Here is a 16,460-nt window from a genome sequence, read left to right as displayed (position 1 = left end):
AATACTGAGTGAGAGTGCGATGAAACCCACAACTATCTCCCATTTACGCCAGTGGAAAGCCAGTGGCCGCAAGTTCGCCACGCTGACGGCATATGACTTCAGTTTTGCCCGTCTGTTTGCGGATGAAGGCATTCAGGTGCTGCTGATTGGCGACTCGCTGGGCATGACCGTCCAGGGCCATGAATCAACCCTGCCGGTGACGGTCGCCGATATCGCTTACCACACCGCCGCCGTGCGTCGTGGCGCACCGCTGGCGCTGGTCATGGCTGATTTGCCGTTTATGAGTTACGCCACCCCACAGCAAACTTTCGCTAACGCGGCCGAACTGATGCGCGCCGGGGCCAATATGGTCAAGCTGGAAGGCGGTGCCTGGCTGGCGGAAACCGTGCAGATGCTTACCGAGCGCGCAGTGCCGGTCTGTGGTCATCTCGGCTTAACGCCGCAGTCGGTCAATATCTTCGGCGGCTACAAAGTCCAGGGGCGTGATGACGCGAGTGCGGAGCGCCTGCTGGCCGATGCGCTGGCGCTGGAAGCGGCCGGTGCGCAGCTGCTGGTGCTGGAGTGCGTACCGGTGGCGCTGGCTGCGCGCGTGACGCAGGCACTGACCATTCCGGTGATTGGCATCGGCGCTGGTAACGTGACCGACGGACAGATCCTGGTGATGCACGATGCCTTTGGGATCACCGGCGGCCATATCCCGAAATTTGCCAAAAATTTCCTCGCGGAAACCGGCGACATTCGCGCCGCGATTCGCCACTATATTGCCGAAGTTGAGGCGGGCAGCTATCCGGCCGCCGAACACAGTTTCCAGTAAATCAGGAGATGTGCAGTGCTGATCATTGAAACACTGCCGATGCTGCGTCGCGAGATCCGTCGCTGGCGGCAGGAAGGCAAACGTATCGCGCTGGTGCCTACTATGGGCAACCTGCACGATGGACACTTAACCCTGGTCGATGAAGCGCGCGAACGCGCCGATATCGTGGTGGTGTCGATTTTCGTCAACCCGATGCAGTTCGATCGCCCTGACGATTTAGCGCGCTATCCGCGCACGTTGCAGGACGACTGCGAGAAACTCAATCGCCACAACGTGGATTTGGTGTTTGCCCCTGCCCCGGCGGACGTCTATCCCAAAGGTCTCGACACTCAAACCTTCGTCGAGGTGCCGGGTCTGTCGTCGCTGCTGGAAGGGGCCAGTCGTCCCGGCCATTTCCGCGGCGTGTCGACCATTGTCAGCAAGCTGTTTAACCTGGTCCAGCCGGACACCGCCTGCTTTGGCGAGAAGGATTTTCAGCAGCTGGCGATCATCCGCAAAATGGTGGCGGATATGGGCTTCGACATCGAGATTGTCGGCGTGCCAACCGTCCGTGCGAAAGATGGCCTGGCGCTCAGCTCGCGCAATGGCTATCTCACCGCCGAGGAGCGTAAACTGGCTCCGGCTTTAAGCAAGGTAATGAACAGCATGGCCGAGCGCCTGAACAACGGCGAGCGTCATGTGGAAGAGATTATCGAGAGCGCTGAACAGGCGTTACGCGAGGAGGGTTTCCGCCCGGACGGCCTGGCGATTTGCGATGCCGACACCTTGCAGGCGCTGACCGTCGACAGCCAGCGCGCGGTCATTTTAATGGCCGCCTGGCTTGGCAACGCCCGTTTGATCGATAATCAGCAAGTGGATCTGACCCAGTAATCCGTGGGTCGTTATTGAGCAAGGTAATACCGCCATGATTCGTACCGTGTTACAGGGCAAACTGCATCGCGTCAAAGTGACCCAGGCAGATTTGAACTACGAAGGTTCCTGCGCCATTGACCAGGACTTCCTTGAGGCGTCAGGCATTCTGGAATATGAAGCCATCGACATCTACAACGTCACCAACGGCCAGCGTTTCTCCACCTACGCCATTGCTGCCGAACGTGGCTCGAAGATTATTTCCGTCAACGGCGCCGCCGCACGCTGCGCCTGCGAAGGCGACATTCTGATCATCTGTTCTTATGTGCAGGTGGAAGATGAAGTGGCCCGCAGCTGGCAGCCGAAAGTGGCCTATTTTGAAGGCGACAACGAGATGAAGCGGTTAGCCAAAGCGCTGCCGGTTCAGGTTGCCTGATCAAAAAGGGCGGGATTTATCCCGCCCTTACAACTTCGCAGGGTCGCCATTTATGGTGCCCCTGGCAAGCCTTAGCTCCGCAATCCCCTGCCGCGCTGAATCAATACGTAAACCAGCACGTAAAATGCCACGATAAACGCCACCAGCACCGACAGCGTCAGCTCCAGCGGCACATCATTGATACCGAGAAAACCGAAGCGGAAGCCGCTGATCATATACACAATCGGGTTCAGCTTAGACACCACCTGCCATACCGGCGGCAGCAGCGTCAGCGAGTAAAAAACCCCACCCAGATAGGTTAACGGCGTCAGCACAAACGTCGGGATCAGGCTGATATCATCAAAAGTGCGGGCAAATACCGCGTTGAGCAGACCGGCCAGCGAGAACAGAATCGCCGTCAGCACTAGCGTAATCGCCACCATCGACCATGAGTAAACATGGAAAGGGACGAAGAACAGCGACACCGCCGTGACCAGAATCCCGACGCACACGCCGCGCGCCACACCACCACCAACATAGCCAGCGATAATGATATGCGTCGGCACCGGCGCCACCAGCAGCTCCTCAATGTTGCGCTGGAACTTAGCGCTGAAGAACGAGGAAGCCACGTTCGCGTAGGCGTTAGTGATCACCGCCATCATGATCAGTCCCGGCACGATAAATTGCATGTAGCTGAAGCCATGCATATCACCGATGCGCGAACCGATCAGGTTGCCGAAGATAATAAAGTACAGCGTCATGGTGATCACCGGCGGCACCAGCGTCTGGATCCAGATGCGGGCAAAGCGGTTGATCTCTTTGGTCCAGATGCTCTTAAGCGCCACCCAGTACAAATGCGTCATGCTTTCACTCCTGTTTTTCCCTGCACCAGGCTGACAAACAGCTCCTCAAGGCGGTTAGCTTTGTTACGCATACTCAGCACCTGCACACCCTGCGCGCTCAGCTGGCTGAACACGCTGTTCAGCCCCTGCTCACGCATTACTTCAACTTCCAGCGTCGAGGTATCGACTAAGCGATACTGGAAACCTTCCAGCTGCGGCAGCGGGCTGCGCGGCGCTAAATCGAGGATAAAGGTTTCCGATTGCAGTTTGGACAGCAGCCCCTTCATTGAGGTGTTCTCCACCAGCTCACCGCTCTGGATAATGCCGATATTGCGGCACAGCATTTCCGCTTCTTCGAGGTAGTGGGTGGTGAGAATGATGGTGGTGCCTTTGATATTCAGCTCTTTCAGGAACACCCACATGGAACGACGCAGCTCAATATCGACGCCAGCGGTAGGCTCATCGAGGATCAGCAGCTTAGGTTCATGCATCAGGGCGCGGGCAATCATTAAACGACGCTTCATACCGCCGGATAACATCCGGGCGCGTTCGTTACGTTTGCCCCACAGATCGAGTTGTTTCAGGTATTTTTCCGCCCGCGCATTGGCTTCGCGGCGTTCCACACCGTAGTAACCAGCCTGGTTGACCACGATCTGCATCACGGTTTCAAACGGGTTGAAGTTAAATTCCTGCGGCACCAGGCCAAGCTGACGCTTGGCATTGACCACATCTTTTTCCAGATCATAGCCAAACACGCGCACGCTGCCGCCGGATTTATTCACCAGCGAGCTGATAATGCCGATGGTGGTGGACTTACCGGCACCGTTCGGCCCCAGTAAGGCATAAAAATCGCCTGCTTCCACGCTGAGGTCGATCCCTTTCAGCGCCTGTACGCCGCCGGGATAGGTCTTGGTCAGCCCGGAAAGTTCCAGTGCATAAGTCATTGCGAATCCATACCCTGTTGTAGTGACATCATTGCCATTTGAAATGATAGTGTGCGCGGATGGACCCTGCGCGGTCGCCGGGACATTCAGCGATAAAGGTTGTGAAATCAAAGGAGTTGAGCAGAGTCTACCACTCTGTGCGCCGCAGGGAAACGCGGGCCGAGTGACGATACTTAGCCCGTCAGCTGGCTGACGGGCTGCGCATCTTATCGCAGGCGGGAAAGTTTAGCCTTGGAAGATTGTGCGGTTATTCATCCAGCAACACCACTTTGCCGACGTACGGCAGATGGCGGTAGCGCTGGGCGTAGTCGATACCAAAACCGACCACAAATTCGTCCGGAATCGCAAAACCGACGTACTCCACGGTCACATCCACTTCGCGGCGTTCCGGCTTGTCCAGCAGGGTACAAATCGCCAGCGATTTCGGTTCACGCAGGCGCAGGATCTCGCGCACTTTGCTCAGGGTGTTGCCGGAGTCGATGATGTCTTCGACGATTAACACGTCTTTGCCGCGAATATCTTCGTCGAGATCTTTCAGGATTTTCACATCACGGGTGGTGGACATGCCGCTGCCATAGCTGGAGGCAGTCATAAAGTCGACTTCGTGTGGCACCTCGATGGCGCGGCACAGATCGGCCATAAACATAAAGGAACCGCGCAGCAGCCCTACCAGCACCATTTCGCTGCCGCTGTCACGGTAATGGTCGCTAATCTGCTTGCCCAGTGCAGCAATACGGGTTGCGATCTCCTGCTCAGAGATCATCACGTCGACGGTGTGTTTCATTGCATTCAGCCCGGTTAGGTGTCTCAGAAAGCCACGAAGTCTATCATAGTCCATTTGCGTGCTGACGCCGCGCACACAACGCAAACGTTACCGTGGCGAAAAATATTGCGCTGGCGTTAACTGTATAGCAAGCCCCCCTGCCAAACCGGAGACGTTATGACCTCTTCATCCAGCAAAAAGACGCAGATCGGCAATCATCCACTCCACCCCGAAACCCAGATGCTGAATTACGGTTACGATCCGCGCCTGTCGGAAGGGGCCGTTAAGCCACCGGTGTTTCTCACCTCCACCTTTGTCTTCGACAGCGCTGAAGAGGGGCAGGATTTTTTTGATTTTGTCGCCGGGCGTCGTGAACCGCCGGAGGGAAAAAGCGGCGGGCTGGTCTATTCACGCTTCAACCATCCCAATAGCGAAATTGTTGAAGATCGGCTGGCGATTTATGAAGGTGCGGAACGCGCGGCGCTGTTCTCCTCCGGCATGGCAGCCATCGCCACCACCCTGCTGACCTTTGCCCGACCGGGCGAAGTGATTCTGCATTCACAGCCGTTGTATGGCGGCACCGAAACGCTGCTCAGCAAAACGCTGCATAACCTTGAAATCAAGGCGGTTGGCTTCAGCGACGGCACCAATGAGGAGAAAGTGCACGAAGCGGCGAAACTGGCGTGGCAACGCGGTCGCGTGGCGTTGATCCTGATTGAGACCCCCGCTAACCCGACCAACAGTCTGGTGGATATTGAATTGATGGTGCAGGTGGCCGATGTGATCGCCCAGCAGCAGGGATCGCGGCCGATTATCGCCTGCGATAACACCCTGCTCGGCCCGCTGTTTCAGCGCCCGCTGGAGCACGGCGCCGATCTGTCGCTCTACTCGCTGACCAAATACGTCGGCGGCCATTCCGATCTGATTGCCGGCGCGGTGCTGGGCAGCAAGGCGTTGATCAATCAGGTACGGGCGCTGCGCAGCGCCATCGGCACCCAGCTTGACCCGCACTCCAGCTGGATGATTGGCCGCTCGCTGGAGACGCTGTCGCTGCGGATGGAGAAAGCGGCGCAAAATGCGGCGGCGGTGGCGGCCTTTCTGCGCGATCAACCGCAGGTTGAGAAGTTGCACTGGCTGCCTTATCTGGATAAACACAGCAACGCAGGCGAAACTTTCCGTCGCCAGTGTCTCGGTGCCGGTTCCACCTTTTCCTTTGATATTCGCGGCGGGCAACCGGCGGCGTTCCGTTTCCTCAATGCCCTGACGCTGTTTAAGCTGGCGGTAAGCCTCGGCGGCACCGAATCGCTGGCAAGCCATCCGGCCAGCACTACCCATTCGGGGGTGGCCGCCGAGGTGCGTCAGCGCATTGGTATCACTGACGCCACCGTGCGGTTGTCGATCGGCATTGAACATGCCGATGATTTGATTGAGGATATTCGCCTGGCGCTGGCCAGTTAGGTTACGCTGAAGCCCAGCATCATGCCGGTGTCTTCATGTTCCAGCAGATGGCAGTGCGCCATATAAGCGTGTTCGGCGCTGGCGGCATAGTTGAAGCGCACCAGCACTTCACTGCGCCAGCCGTCAACGCTGACCATGTCTTTCCAGCCCTGGCGATGCGGCGCTGGCGGCTTACCGTTTTCTGACAGAATGCGGAACTGGGTGCCGTGGATATGGAACGGATGCAACATGCTGTCGCCTTCGCCGGAGATAGTCCACTTCTCCTGGCTGCCGAGCTTCGCATCGAACATCGGTTTGGTCATATCAAACGCCATACCGTTGATTTTGTTGCCGCTGTGGAAGTCATAACCGGCAGGCTTGCCGTGGCTGCTATGGTCCATCGCCATCTTGCCGTGATCCATCTGCATACCGCCCATATCCATATTCATCTCCGCCGGCTTCTGGCCCTGCGGCATCGCCATGCCGTGGTGATCGCCTTTGCCACCCATCGCTTTGGCGCCGTAGCGGGTCATCAATGCCTGCATTCCCTGCTGATCGAGCTGCGGGTCCATCATCAGTTGCAGCCAGCGGGTTTGCAGTCCCTCGGTGGCAGGCACAGGCGGGACATCCACCAGCTTATCCGGCAGCGTGGCGCTCGCCATCACGCGTAGCGGCAGGATATTGACCAGCGGCAGCGGCTGATCGAACGGGGCCAGCGTCATCCCCATCTGCGTCACCGGCAGGGTCAGCACATCAAAACTTTTGCCGTCGGAGGTATCGATCATCACCTCAAACCGCTCGCCGGGCAGCAGCGGCAGGCTGTCCACTTTGACCGGTTCAGCCAGCAGGCCGCCATCGCTGCCAATCACATACAACGGGCGTTTATCACTGGTGGCGATATGCAGCGAACGCGCGTTACAGCCGTTCAGCAGCCGCAGACGCAGCCAGCCGCGCGGCACCGCGTGTTGCGGGTACTGTACGCCGTTGGTCAACATCATGTCGCCAAACCAGCCCACCGCCGCACGCATGATATCGAGTTGATAGTCGATGCGGCTGCCATCTTTCGTCAGTTGTTTGTCCTGGAAAATCAGCGGCACATCGTCGACGCCCCATTGGGTCGGCAGACGCAGCTGGCCGGATTCGTTATCCTGCAACAGGATCAATCCGGCCAGCCCCTGCGCTACCTGATGGCCGGTTTTGCCATGCAAATGGGGGTGATACCAGAGGGTTGCGGCGGGTTGATCCGGGGTGAAGGTCACCTGACGCGATGCGCCGGGCGCAATGCTGGCCTGCGGGCCGCCATCGACCGCTCCCGGCACCTCCAGCCCGTGCCAGTGTACGGTGGTGGCTTCCGGCAGCTGGTTATGAATGTTGACGGTAACCGGTTTGCCACGCTGCAACGTCAACACCGGCCCCAGCAGGCTGCCGTTGTAACCCCAGGTTGGCACCGATTTACCGTTCCACTGGCTGCTGCCCGCCGTGGCGGAAAGGCTGTACTGACCCCGAGCGTCGGCTTCCAGCAGCGCAGGGATCGGTAATAAAGGACGTGTCGCCGCCATCAGTGAGCGGCTCCAGAGCGGCAAGGCGCCTGCCGCGCCCAGGGCGGCAGTCAGCTTCAGAAAATGACGACGTTGCATGTTGATATCCTTATTGTGCATGAGGGCTAAGGGTAAACCTTGCCCCTGCGGGAGGGTCAAGCCCTGCGGCAGAATGCACCGAAAAAAAGTGTGCGGCACATCGAGGTGGCAAATTTAGCGGAATCCTGCCAATAACTATGCTAACGTCAATTTAATTGTCCCTTGTTGAGAATGATTATGACGAAAAGCATCAAGATCCTGCTGCTGGCGGGACTCCTTGGCTTCTCCTCCACCAGCTTTGCCCTGAGCGAATCCGAAGCGGAAGATCTGGCTGATTTGACCGCCGTGTTTGTTTATCTGAAGAATGATTGCGGCTATCAGGATCTCCCCGATGCGCAGATTCGCAAAGCATTGGTGTTTTTCGCCCAGCAAAACCGTTGGGATTTAAGTAATTACAGCACCTTCAACATGAAAGCGCTTGGCGAAGATAGTTACAAAGATCTGAGCGGCATTGCTATCGCCAATGCTCAGAAATGTAAGTCACTGGCACGCGATTCATTAAGCCTGCTCGCCTACGTGAAATAACCCGCCGCCCGCTCTCCTGCTGAACATTTGACCGTGCAACCACGGTCATAATTCGCTATGATTTGCCGCCCATTTTCATGGCGATGTCATTACAGGAGAGCCTTATCATGGCCCAAAATGAAATGTGGTATGAAACCCTTCATGCCGGTTTCGGACAGTACTTCACGGTTGAAAAGGAACTCTACCGCGAAAAGACTGCGCATCAGGATTTGGTCATCTTTGAAAATGCCGCCTTCGGTCGCGTCATGGCGCTGGATGGTGTGGTACAGACCACCGAACGTGATGAATTTATCTACCATGAAATGATGACCCATGTGCCGATTCTGGCGCACGGCGCGGCGCAACGCGTGCTGATCATTGGCGGTGGCGATGGTGCCATGCTGCGCGAAGTTTCGCGACACAAAAGCATCGGGCAGATCACCATGGTAGAGATCGATGCAGGCGTGGTGAGCTTCTGCAAACAGTATCTGCCGAACCACAGCGCAGGCGCCTATGACGACTCGCGATTAACCCTGGTGATTGATGACGGCGTGAACTTCGTCAATCAGACGCAGGAAAAATTCGATGTGATCATCTCCGACTGTACCGACCCAATCGGTCCGGGAGAAAGCCTGTTCACCTCGGAATTCTATGCCGGTTGCAAAAACGCCCTTAACCCAGGTGGCATTTTTGTGGCGCAGAATGGCGTATGCTTTTTGCAGCAGGATGAAGCGGTCAACAGCCATCGCAAACTCAGCCACTACTTTTCCGACGTCAGCTTCTATCAGGCCGCGATCCCGACCTACTATGGCGGCATCATGACCTTTGCCTGGGCAAGCGACAATCCGGCGCTGCGTCAACTGGATAGCGCGACGCTGCAATCACGTTTTGCGGCCGCTGGCCTGAACTGCCGTTACTACAATCCAGCAATCCATACTGGCAGCTTTGCCCTGCCGCAATATCTGCTGAATGCCCTTTCAGACGCGCGCTGATCGGACATTTATAAGGGGGTGAACAAAATTGCAAAAGCTAAAACTACATGGCTTCAATAACCTGACAAAGAGCCTGAGTTTTTGTATTTACGATATTTGCTATGCGAATACTGAAGCCGAGCGCGATGGGTACATCGCCTATATCGATGAGCAATACAACGCCAACCGTCTGACCGAAATCCTGACGGAAACCTGCTCAATCATTGGCGCCAACGTGCTGAATATCGCGCGTCAGGACTATGAACCGCAGGGCGCAAGCGTGACCATTCTGGTGAGCGAGGAGCCGATCGATCCGAAAGACATCGATAACTCAGAGCATCCCGGCCCGCTGCCAAACTCCGTAGTGGCCCACCTCGATAAAAGCCATATCTGCGTCCACACCTATCCGGAGAGTCACCCGGAAGGCGGATTATGCACCTTCCGCGCCGATATTGAAGTGTCGACCTGCGGCGTGATTTCACCGCTGAAAGCGCTGAATTATCTGATTCACCAGCTGGAATCCGACATCGTCACCATTGATTATCGTGTGCGTGGTTTTACCCGCGATGTGAATGGGGTGAAGCACTTTATCGACCATGAGATCAACTCGGTCCAGAACTTTATGTCGGACGATATGAAGTCGATGTATGACATGCTGGATGTGAACGTTTATCAGGAAAATATCTTTCACACCAAGATGTTGCTGAAAGAGTTTGACCTGAAGCATTACTTGTTCAACACCAAACCGGAAGATCTCAGCCCGCAGGAGCATAAGCGGATTACCGACTTGCTATGGAAAGAGATGCGGGAAATTTATTACGGCCGCAATATTCCGTCGGTGGGGATGAAGACGCTGTAATCGGGTCAATGCGCATACATGCGTCATTGGTTCGTGCGATCTGCGGCCAGGTGCGCATAAATGCGCACCCTACAGTGTAGGGTCGCCATTAATGGCGACCAGCCCGAAATCCGCACCCCAGGGTCGCCATTAATGGCGACCGCAAAAATCTACTCGGTCAGTTGCAGCGCAATCCCGCGCTCGCGCAGGCTGCGGCACACCGTCTCATCCAGACGCGCATCGGTCACGATATCGGTCAGATTCTCAATCGGTGCCGCACAGAACAGCGACCAGGAACCGTATTTGCTGCTATCGGCCAGCAGGATCCGACGGCGCGCGTTCGCCAGCAGATCCATCTTCAGACCGGCCTTCTCTTCGGTTGGCGTGGTGATGCCACGCTCGATGCTCCATGAGTTACAGCTGACAAAAGCCACATCCGGGTTGATGCTGCGCAGCAGACGACGCCCATGTTCGCCAATGCACGACTGACTGGAATCATCGATACGGCCACCAATAATGGTCACCTCAATCTGTTTGAACTCCGACAAAAACAGCGCGATATGCAGGTCTGCGGTGATCACCCGTAATTGCAGATGCGTGAGCTGACGCGCCAGTTCCAGCATGGTGGTACCGGCATCCAGCACCACCGCATCCCCCGACTGAACATAGCTGGCGGCAAAATGCGCGATCGCCTGCTTTTCGGCCAGGTTACGCTGCATTTTTTCCAGTGTGGTCGGCTGGGCGGGAATAAACCGGTTCAGCGTGACGCCGCCATGGCTACGACTAATGACGCCTTCCTTGTCCAGCTTAATCAGGTCACGGCGGATGGTGGCCGGTGAGGCGGAAATGGCGCTCACCAGCTGTTCAACAGTAACCAGATTATGGCTTTTCAGATAGTCCATAATCTGGTCGAGGCGACTTTGTCCCTTCATATTTCCCTATGCAAGTTGCATCGCGAGTTTGATGGAGATCGCCATGCTCGCAGAGTTCGCCTTACCTGTCCAGGCGATATCAAAAGCGGTGCCGTGGTCAGCCGACGTACGGATAAACGGCAGTCCGGCGGTGATATTGACACCATCATAAAAACCAAGCAATTTCAGCGGGATATGCCCCTGATCGTGGTACATCGCCACCACGATATCGTACTGCCCCTGCTGGCATTGCAGGAACACGGTATCCGGCGGGCAAGGGCCGTAAACGTCGATGCCTTTTTCCTTCATCGCCTTGATTGCAGGCGCAACGGTGGTGATCTCTTCATCACCGAACAGACCGTTTTCACCGGCGTGCGGGTTCACCCCGGCCACCGCAATGCGCGGGTGGTCATAACCGACGCGGCGCAGGAAGGTGTCCGCCATGCCGATCACCGTTTCGATACGCGGACGGTTCAGGGTGTCGAGGAATTTCCGCAGCGCGATATGGGTAGTGACGTGAATCACCTTCAGATGGTCGGTGTACAGCACCATGGCGTAATCTTTGGTATTGGTCAGCTGCGCCAGCAGTTCGGTGTGGCCCGGATAGATATGACCCGCCGAGTGCAGTGCTTCTTTATTTAATGGCGCGGTGGCAATCGCCTGGACTTCCCCCGCCAGCGCCAGCTCGGTCGCGCGTTTCACGCAGCGCCAGGCGAGATCGCCCGCCTCTTTTTGCACCACGCCCGGCTTCAGTGCTTCCGGGTTCGCCAGCGGCTCATCAATCACGTTGATGATGCCCGGTGCGAAATGCGCATCTTTCACCTGATCCAGCACGCGCAGTTCCACCTGCGGCGTAATGTTCAATCCCATCACCCGACGCAGCGTGCTGGCGCAGCCGACAACTACCGCAGGCACGCCCGCAAGTTCGCCTTCCGCCAGCGCTTTAATGATGATCTCCGGGCTGATGCCCGCCGGATCGCCCATGGTCACCGCAATAATTTTATTCACTCGACTTCTCCTCAATAAAACGAATGGCTTCTACCAGGGTGTTTTCGTCGCCAAAGCCACCCGCTTTGGTCATCACCGGCAGGTGTAACTCACTATTAAGCAAAACCCCGTGCGGCACGCAGCCCGCCACCAGGCCCTGAATCTGAAAACCACTGGCGCCGAGCGCCTGCGCCACGGCAATCGCCACATCGCCGCCGGAAAGATACAGCCCGGCGGGTTGGACGGTGCGGCACACCGCTTCGGTCAGCTGCGCCAGGAACTGGCAAATACGCTCACCCAGCTGCTGGCGGGAAACCTGATGCTGCTGACACAGCGCGTCAATATCGTGGCGCTGTCCGGCATGTTGCGTGGTTCGTACCACGCAGTGCGTCCCGGCCTGTAGCGCCTGCTGCATCGTCTGCTGCCAGTCACTGGCCTGTGGCCACGCCGGTTGGGCAAACAGCTGGCGGATATCAATATCGATAATGCGGATGGCGCGCTGGCTGGCGAGACGGTCGATCTGCTGCCGGGCAATGGCGCTCATCGAACCGACTACCGCCAGCACCGGGCGCGCCGGGCGTGCGGCAAGAAACTCACCGAGCGCGTCACCCAAACCAGAGGCACCCGCCAGCAGCGGACGCGTTGCCAGCGTGGCGGCGGCCTGCATCAATAAGGCGAGATCCGCATCCTGCTCGATATCAATCACCACCAGCCCGCGCTTGCCCGCCAGCACCTGCGGAAGCGTGCCGCTGCGCAGGGTCGCGAGATCGATCACCTCACCCGGTAACGCGCTTTGCATCTGCAACCGTTCGAGTACGTTGCTGCTGGGAACCGGCGTTTTGGGATCGCTGGCGAACTCGGTATCGGTCAGCCGCTGCTGATTGATCCAGACTTCACCGTGGCGCGTGGTGCGCCCCAGCTTCGGCACCGCAGGCACCACCAGCGCCAGCGTTTTGCCGCTGGCCTGCAATGCCGCGCTAATTTCCGCGCCCGGATTACCACGCAGCGTGGAATCCATCTTTTTAAACAGCCAGCCATCCTGGGCGATCGCCTGATATTGCTGCACGGCGGCGCGGGTGCGCTGAGCCGCCTCGTCGGCGCTCACCGCCCGGCTGTCGGTACTTATCACCAGCACATCGGCAGCGGAGGCATCGTGCGGCGTCTCGCTATTGAACAGCACATGTACGCGCGCCCCTGCCCGGGCCAGTCCGCTTCCGGCATCGTTAGCGCCGGTAAAATCATCGGCAATCACCAGAACCGGCGTTTTCCATGGTTGTGAACGCATTCTCTCTCCTGTAACGGGCAGCGTGCCGTGTTGAGATTGATTATATTCAATCATGATTGATTATATGTGAGCAAGATCAAATTAATTGAAATCAATATGCCCTATAAATTCAGGCACAGTTAGTGACAGACATCGCAATCCATTGAGCAGAACTAATCAATCTGGCGCGATAACACCGGGAAAAGGGTACGAAATGAATATCAACAGCACCGTGATCAGCGGCTATCAGGCACTTAATGACCTCAGCTACCTGCTGCAAGGCAAGCAGAAAGCTCTGCTGGTCACCGATAAGAATATAGAGGGCATCCCCGCGGTTCAGACCTTAATTGCGCAGCTGAAGCAGCAGATCGCCAGCCTCAGCGTGGTGAACAGCGTGCCGCCGGAACCAAGCCAGCATGATGTGGCCGCGATTGTTGCCGCTCTGCCAACCACCGATGTGGATCTGGTAATTGGTATTGGCGGCGGTAGCGTGCTGGATGTGGCCAAGCTGCTGTCTGTGCTGTGCGTTAACGGCGCACCGTCGCTGGACGCGCTGCTGGCAGGGGAAAAACCGCTGAGCCGCACCACCTCGCTGTTGATTCCAACCACCGCGGGCACCGGCTCTGAAGCCACGCCGAACGCCATTCTGGCGATTCCGGAGAAAGAAACCAAGGTCGGCATTATCACGCCGGTGATGCTGCCGGATTACGTGGCGCTGGTGCCGGAACTGACCACCAGTATGCCGCCGCATATCGCCTCTTCCACCGGCATTGATGCCCTTTGCCACCTGATTGAGTGCTTCACCGCTACGGTTGCCAACCCGGTGAGTGACAACTATGCGCTGATTGGCATGAAGAAACTGTTCGCCAGCCTCGAAACAGCCGTCGCCGAGCCGGGCAATCTGGAAGCGCGTCTGAATATGTTGTGGGCCTCTTACTACGGCGGCGCCTCGATTGCCCATGCCGGTACCCATCTGGTGCACGCCATGTCATACCCGCTGGGCGGCAAGTATCACATCCCACACGGCGTGGCGAACGCCATTCTGCTGGCGCCGTGTATGCGTTTTGTCCGTCCGGCGGCAGTGAGCAAATTCGCTCAGGCTTACGATCTGCTGCCCGATGCCGATCTCAAACTGGATGAAGAAGCGAAATCGCACGCGCTGGTGGACTACTTTGCCGCGCTGGTGCAACGCCTGAAGCTGCCTGCCAGCCTGGAAGAGCTGGGCATCGCCCCGGATCACCTGCCCTACCTGGTGGAAGCCGCGCTCGACGTGCAGCGCCTGATGAAGAATGTACCGATGAAAGTCAGCGCCGATGACGTGCGAAACGTCTACCTGACGCTGTTTCCGGCTCTGAATCACTAAGGACTATCGAGGAAATTATGAGTAATAAAATCCAGGGCGTACTGACCGCCATTGTCACCACCTTTGATCGCGACGGCACGTTCAATCCCGCCACTCAGCGTGAGCAGGTGAAACGCCAGCTGAGCGCCGGTAACGGTATTTTCTGCGGCGGCACCAACGGCGAGTTCTTCGTCCTTAACGATCAGGAAAAAGTGGCGGTCACCGCAACCTGCGTTGATGAAGTCAACGGCAGCGCGCCGGTCGTGGCCCATATTGGCGAAATCTCGACGCGTGAAACCATCCGTCTCGGCCAGCAGATTGCAAAACTGGGCGTGGATGCCGTATCGGTGATCACCCCGTATTTCGTGCCGCTGAAACAGGACGAGCTGATTTATCACTATCAGACCGTCGCCGATGCCCTGAGCGTACCGCTGTTCCTTTACAACATCCCGGCGCGTACCGGCAACACGCTGCAACCGGAAACGGTGCGCACGCTGGCCGCGCACCCGAACATTATCGGCATCAAAGACAGCGCCGGTAGCTATGAAAGCCTGAGCGGCTTCCTGAAAGCGGCGGAAGGGATCGACAACTTTGACGTGCTGAATGGCCCGGATTCGCTGATCCATCAGGGCTTCGTTGATGGCTGCTCCGCCTGCATCTCCGGCCTCGCTAACGTGGCGCCGAAAGAGATCAACGCCATCTGGGCGCGCTTCCACGCGGGCGACATCGAAGGTTCGCGCCTGGCGCAGGAAAACGTTACTGGCCTGCGTACCGACCTTTACAGCGTGGGCTTCTCGCCGGCGGCGGTGAAAAAAGCCGTCTCCCTGCTCGGTTATGACGTGGGCGACAGTCGCTACGCGGTACGCTTCAGCGCGGCTGAAGAGCAGAAGATTCGCCAGATCGTAAACCAGTATTTGCAGTAACGGCCGTCAGGGCAGCGGCTGCTGCCCTTGCCTGATCCACTTTTTACACCGGGAAGCGTTATGAAAGTCATCTGTACCTCACCCTCGTTCGCTAAATATGACGCAACACCAATCACCACGCTGCAACAGCAGGGTTTTGAGCTGATCGCTCTGCCCGCCGATGCCCCGCTCAGCGCGCTGGAGCCGCATCTGGCTGACACCGTGGCGATGATTGTTGCCTTTACCGACGTCAATGAAGAGCTGCTGAGCAAAGCGCCGCAGTTGAAGATCGTCTGCAAGCATGGGGTCGGCGTCGATAACATCAATCTCGACGCCACGCGCGCGCGCGGCATTTACGTCACCAACGTGCCGGATGCCAACAAACACGCGGTGGCCGATTTTGCCTTCGCGCTCATCCTTAACAGCGCGCGCCAGGTTACCCAGGCGGCGGTCGAAACCCGTGCAGGCAACTGGCCGCGCATTTTTGCCACCGATGTGTATGGCAAAACCCTCGGCATCGTGGGGCTGGGCAATATAGGTAAGCAGGTCGCGCTGCGCGCCAAAGGTTTCAACATGCGCGTCATCGCCTTCGATTTTTACCCGGACGAGAAATTCGCTGCGCAACACGGCATTGAATTCGTCAGCATGGACCAGCTGACCGAGGCGAGCGACTTCATCACCCTGCACACCCCGCTGACCAATGAAACGCGCAACCTGTTTGATGCCGCTCGCATCAGACGCATGAAGAAAAGCGCCTTCCTGATCAACGTATCGCGCGGTGGCGTGGTGAATGAACAGGATCTGTTCCATGCGTTGCAGGACAACGTCATTGCCGGAGCTGCCGCCGACGTATTCGAGCAGGAGCCGCTGGCGGAGCATCCGCTGTTCACCCTCAGCAACTTTATTCCAACCTCGCATATCGCGGGCTACACCGACGGGGCCATCAGCGCCATCGGCGAACGCTGCGTGACGCAGATTGTGCAGTGCGTGACCCAGGGCGAACGTCCGGTGAACGTGATGAACGGGCTGGCCTAAGGGCC

Annotated in this window: 17 protein-coding genes; 10 read left to right on the top strand and 7 right to left on the bottom strand. The window is 57.5% G+C overall.

Features of this window, described 5'->3' with window-relative positions; all coding sequences use genetic code 11:
- Positions 1-19: 19 nt before the first annotated feature.
- Genes panB through panD form a run of 3 tightly spaced genes read left to right on the top strand, consistent with a single transcriptional unit; the run spans position 20 to position 2,099 of the window.
- Entirely contained in the window at positions 20-814 is a 795-nt protein-coding gene (gene panB / locus AC6I8V_RS03810) for a 3-methyl-2-oxobutanoate hydroxymethyltransferase (protein WP_497844601.1), read from the top strand.
- Positions 815-829: 15 nt separating this feature from the next.
- Positions 830-1,684, top strand: a complete 855-nt coding sequence (gene panC / locus AC6I8V_RS03805) for a pantoate--beta-alanine ligase (RefSeq protein WP_497844600.1) — start codon at positions 830-832, stop codon at positions 1,682-1,684.
- 34 nt (positions 1,685-1,718) lie between these two features.
- Positions 1,719-2,099, top strand: coding sequence for an aspartate 1-decarboxylase (gene panD, locus AC6I8V_RS03800; RefSeq protein ID WP_497844599.1), 381 nt, complete (start codon positions 1,719-1,721; stop codon positions 2,097-2,099).
- A gap of 71 nt (positions 2,100-2,170) precedes the next feature.
- Here the strand turns inward: panD and AC6I8V_RS03795 are convergent, their stop codons facing one another.
- The 3 genes from AC6I8V_RS03795 to hpt all read right to left on the bottom strand — a co-directional run bounded on the left by AC6I8V_RS03795 (position 2,171) and on the right by hpt (position 4,648).
- Complete coding sequence (locus AC6I8V_RS03795; RefSeq protein ID WP_497844598.1) at positions 2,171-2,941, bottom strand: ABC transporter permease; 771 nt, start codon at positions 2,939-2,941, stop codon at positions 2,171-2,173.
- A complete protein-coding gene (locus AC6I8V_RS03790) occupies positions 2,938-3,864 on the bottom strand; it encodes an ABC transporter ATP-binding protein (RefSeq protein ID WP_497844597.1) in 927 nt (308 codons plus the stop codon). The genes AC6I8V_RS03795 and AC6I8V_RS03790 overlap by 4 nt, the downstream gene beginning before the upstream one ends.
- A 247-nt stretch (positions 3,865-4,111) precedes the next feature.
- Positions 4,112-4,648 carry a hypoxanthine phosphoribosyltransferase gene (gene hpt, locus AC6I8V_RS03785; RefSeq protein ID WP_497844596.1) on the bottom strand — a complete coding sequence of 179 codons (537 nt, stop codon included), beginning with the start codon at positions 4,646-4,648 and terminating at the stop codon, positions 4,112-4,114.
- Between the two features lie 156 nt (positions 4,649-4,804).
- On the opposite strand from hpt, the gene AC6I8V_RS03780 reads away from it, so the two are divergent.
- Positions 4,805-6,085, top strand: a complete 1,281-nt coding sequence (locus AC6I8V_RS03780) for a cystathionine gamma-synthase family protein (protein ID WP_497844595.1) — start codon at positions 4,805-4,807, stop codon at positions 6,083-6,085.
- Here the strand turns inward: AC6I8V_RS03780 and cueO are convergent.
- Entirely contained in the window at positions 6,082-7,701 is a 1,620-nt protein-coding gene (cueO, locus tag AC6I8V_RS03775) for a multicopper oxidase CueO (protein WP_497844594.1), read from the bottom strand. The two genes, AC6I8V_RS03780 and cueO, sit on opposite strands and share 4 nt — an antisense overlap.
- A gap of 177 nt (positions 7,702-7,878) precedes the next feature.
- Between cueO and AC6I8V_RS03770 the strand changes: the two genes are divergently transcribed.
- The 3 genes from AC6I8V_RS03770 (at position 7,879) to speD (ending at position 10,035) form a co-directional block, all read left to right on the top strand.
- On the top strand, positions 7,879-8,226 hold the full coding sequence (locus AC6I8V_RS03770) for a YacC family pilotin-like protein (RefSeq protein ID WP_497844593.1): 348 nt from the start codon (positions 7,879-7,881) through the stop codon (positions 8,224-8,226).
- A gap of 107 nt (positions 8,227-8,333) precedes the next feature.
- The gene (gene speE, locus AC6I8V_RS03765; protein WP_497844592.1) at positions 8,334-9,197 is read left to right on the top strand and encodes a polyamine aminopropyltransferase; all 864 of its coding nucleotides are present in this window, start codon (positions 8,334-8,336) and stop codon (positions 9,195-9,197) included.
- 28 nt (positions 9,198-9,225) lie between these two features.
- Positions 9,226-10,035, top strand: coding sequence for an adenosylmethionine decarboxylase (speD, locus tag AC6I8V_RS03760; RefSeq protein WP_497844591.1), 810 nt, complete (start codon positions 9,226-9,228; stop codon positions 10,033-10,035).
- A gap of 149 nt (positions 10,036-10,184) precedes the next feature.
- Here the strand turns inward: speD and AC6I8V_RS03755 are convergent, their stop codons facing one another.
- From AC6I8V_RS03755 to dtnK, 3 genes are read right to left on the bottom strand one after another with little or no spacing between them, the layout of a single operon-like run.
- Positions 10,185-10,946: a DeoR/GlpR family DNA-binding transcription regulator gene (locus tag AC6I8V_RS03755; RefSeq protein ID WP_497844590.1), complete on the bottom strand. Its 762-nt coding sequence runs from the start codon at positions 10,944-10,946 to the stop codon at positions 10,185-10,187.
- A gap of 6 nt (positions 10,947-10,952) precedes the next feature.
- Entirely contained in the window at positions 10,953-11,933 is a 981-nt protein-coding gene (locus AC6I8V_RS03750; protein ID WP_497844589.1) for a D-threonate 4-phosphate dehydrogenase, read from the bottom strand.
- On the bottom strand, positions 11,926-13,197 hold the full coding sequence (gene dtnK, locus AC6I8V_RS03745; RefSeq protein ID WP_497844588.1) for a D-threonate kinase: 1,272 nt from the start codon (positions 13,195-13,197) through the stop codon (positions 11,926-11,928). Before dtnK ends, AC6I8V_RS03750 begins: the two co-directional genes overlap by 8 nt.
- A 193-nt stretch (positions 13,198-13,390) precedes the next feature.
- Here dtnK and AC6I8V_RS03740 point away from each other — a divergent pair, with 193 nt between their 5' ends.
- The 3 genes from AC6I8V_RS03740 to AC6I8V_RS03730 are packed head-to-tail and all read left to right on the top strand — an operon-like array spanning position 13,391 to position 16,455.
- Positions 13,391-14,539: an iron-containing alcohol dehydrogenase gene (locus AC6I8V_RS03740; protein WP_497844587.1), complete on the top strand. Its 1,149-nt coding sequence runs from the start codon at positions 13,391-13,393 to the stop codon at positions 14,537-14,539.
- A gap of 17 nt (positions 14,540-14,556) precedes the next feature.
- Entirely contained in the window at positions 14,557-15,441 is an 885-nt protein-coding gene (locus AC6I8V_RS03735; RefSeq protein ID WP_497844586.1) for a dihydrodipicolinate synthase family protein, read from the top strand.
- Positions 15,442-15,501: 60 nt separating this feature from the next.
- Positions 15,502-16,455, top strand: coding sequence for a phosphoglycerate dehydrogenase (locus AC6I8V_RS03730; protein ID WP_497844585.1), 954 nt, complete (start codon positions 15,502-15,504; stop codon positions 16,453-16,455).
- Positions 16,456-16,460 lie beyond the last annotated feature (5 nt).

Source organism: Pantoea sp. X-Soil-TKNS-1207 (assembly GCF_059730485.1).
This window is presented reverse-complemented; position numbering and strand designations above follow the sequence as displayed.

Bases quoted from the DNA above. Each gene is read 5' to 3' on its own strand.
- panB (WP_497844601.1), top strand. From the start codon at position 20: ATGAAACCCACAACTATCTCCCATTTACGCCAGTGGAAAGCCAGTGGC.
- panD (WP_497844599.1), top strand. From the start codon at position 1,719: ATGATTCGTACCGTGTTACAGGGCAAACTGCATCGCGTCAAAGTGACC.
- AC6I8V_RS03795 (WP_497844598.1), bottom strand. From the start codon at position 2,941: ATGACGCATTTGTACTGGGTGGCGCTTAAGAGCATCTGGACCAAAGAG.
- AC6I8V_RS03790 (WP_497844597.1), bottom strand. From the start codon at position 3,864: ATGACTTATGCACTGGAACTTTCCGGGCTGACCAAGACCTATCCCGGC.
- hpt (WP_497844596.1), bottom strand. From the start codon at position 4,648: ATGAAACACACCGTCGACGTGATGATCTCTGAGCAGGAGATCGCAACC.
- AC6I8V_RS03780 (WP_497844595.1), top strand. From the start codon at position 4,805: ATGACCTCTTCATCCAGCAAAAAGACGCAGATCGGCAATCATCCACTC.
- cueO (WP_497844594.1), bottom strand. From the start codon at position 7,701: ATGCAACGTCGTCATTTTCTGAAGCTGACTGCCGCCCTGGGCGCGGCA.
- AC6I8V_RS03770 (WP_497844593.1), top strand. From the start codon at position 7,879: ATGACGAAAAGCATCAAGATCCTGCTGCTGGCGGGACTCCTTGGCTTC.
- speE (WP_497844592.1), top strand. From the start codon at position 8,334: ATGGCCCAAAATGAAATGTGGTATGAAACCCTTCATGCCGGTTTCGGA.
- AC6I8V_RS03755 (WP_497844590.1), bottom strand. From the start codon at position 10,946: ATGAAGGGACAAAGTCGCCTCGACCAGATTATGGACTATCTGAAAAGC.
- dtnK (WP_497844588.1), bottom strand. From the start codon at position 13,197: ATGCGTTCACAACCATGGAAAACGCCGGTTCTGGTGATTGCCGATGAT.
- AC6I8V_RS03740 (WP_497844587.1), top strand. From the start codon at position 13,391: ATGAATATCAACAGCACCGTGATCAGCGGCTATCAGGCACTTAATGAC.
- AC6I8V_RS03735 (WP_497844586.1), top strand. From the start codon at position 14,557: ATGAGTAATAAAATCCAGGGCGTACTGACCGCCATTGTCACCACCTTT.
- AC6I8V_RS03730 (WP_497844585.1), top strand. From the start codon at position 15,502: ATGAAAGTCATCTGTACCTCACCCTCGTTCGCTAAATATGACGCAACA.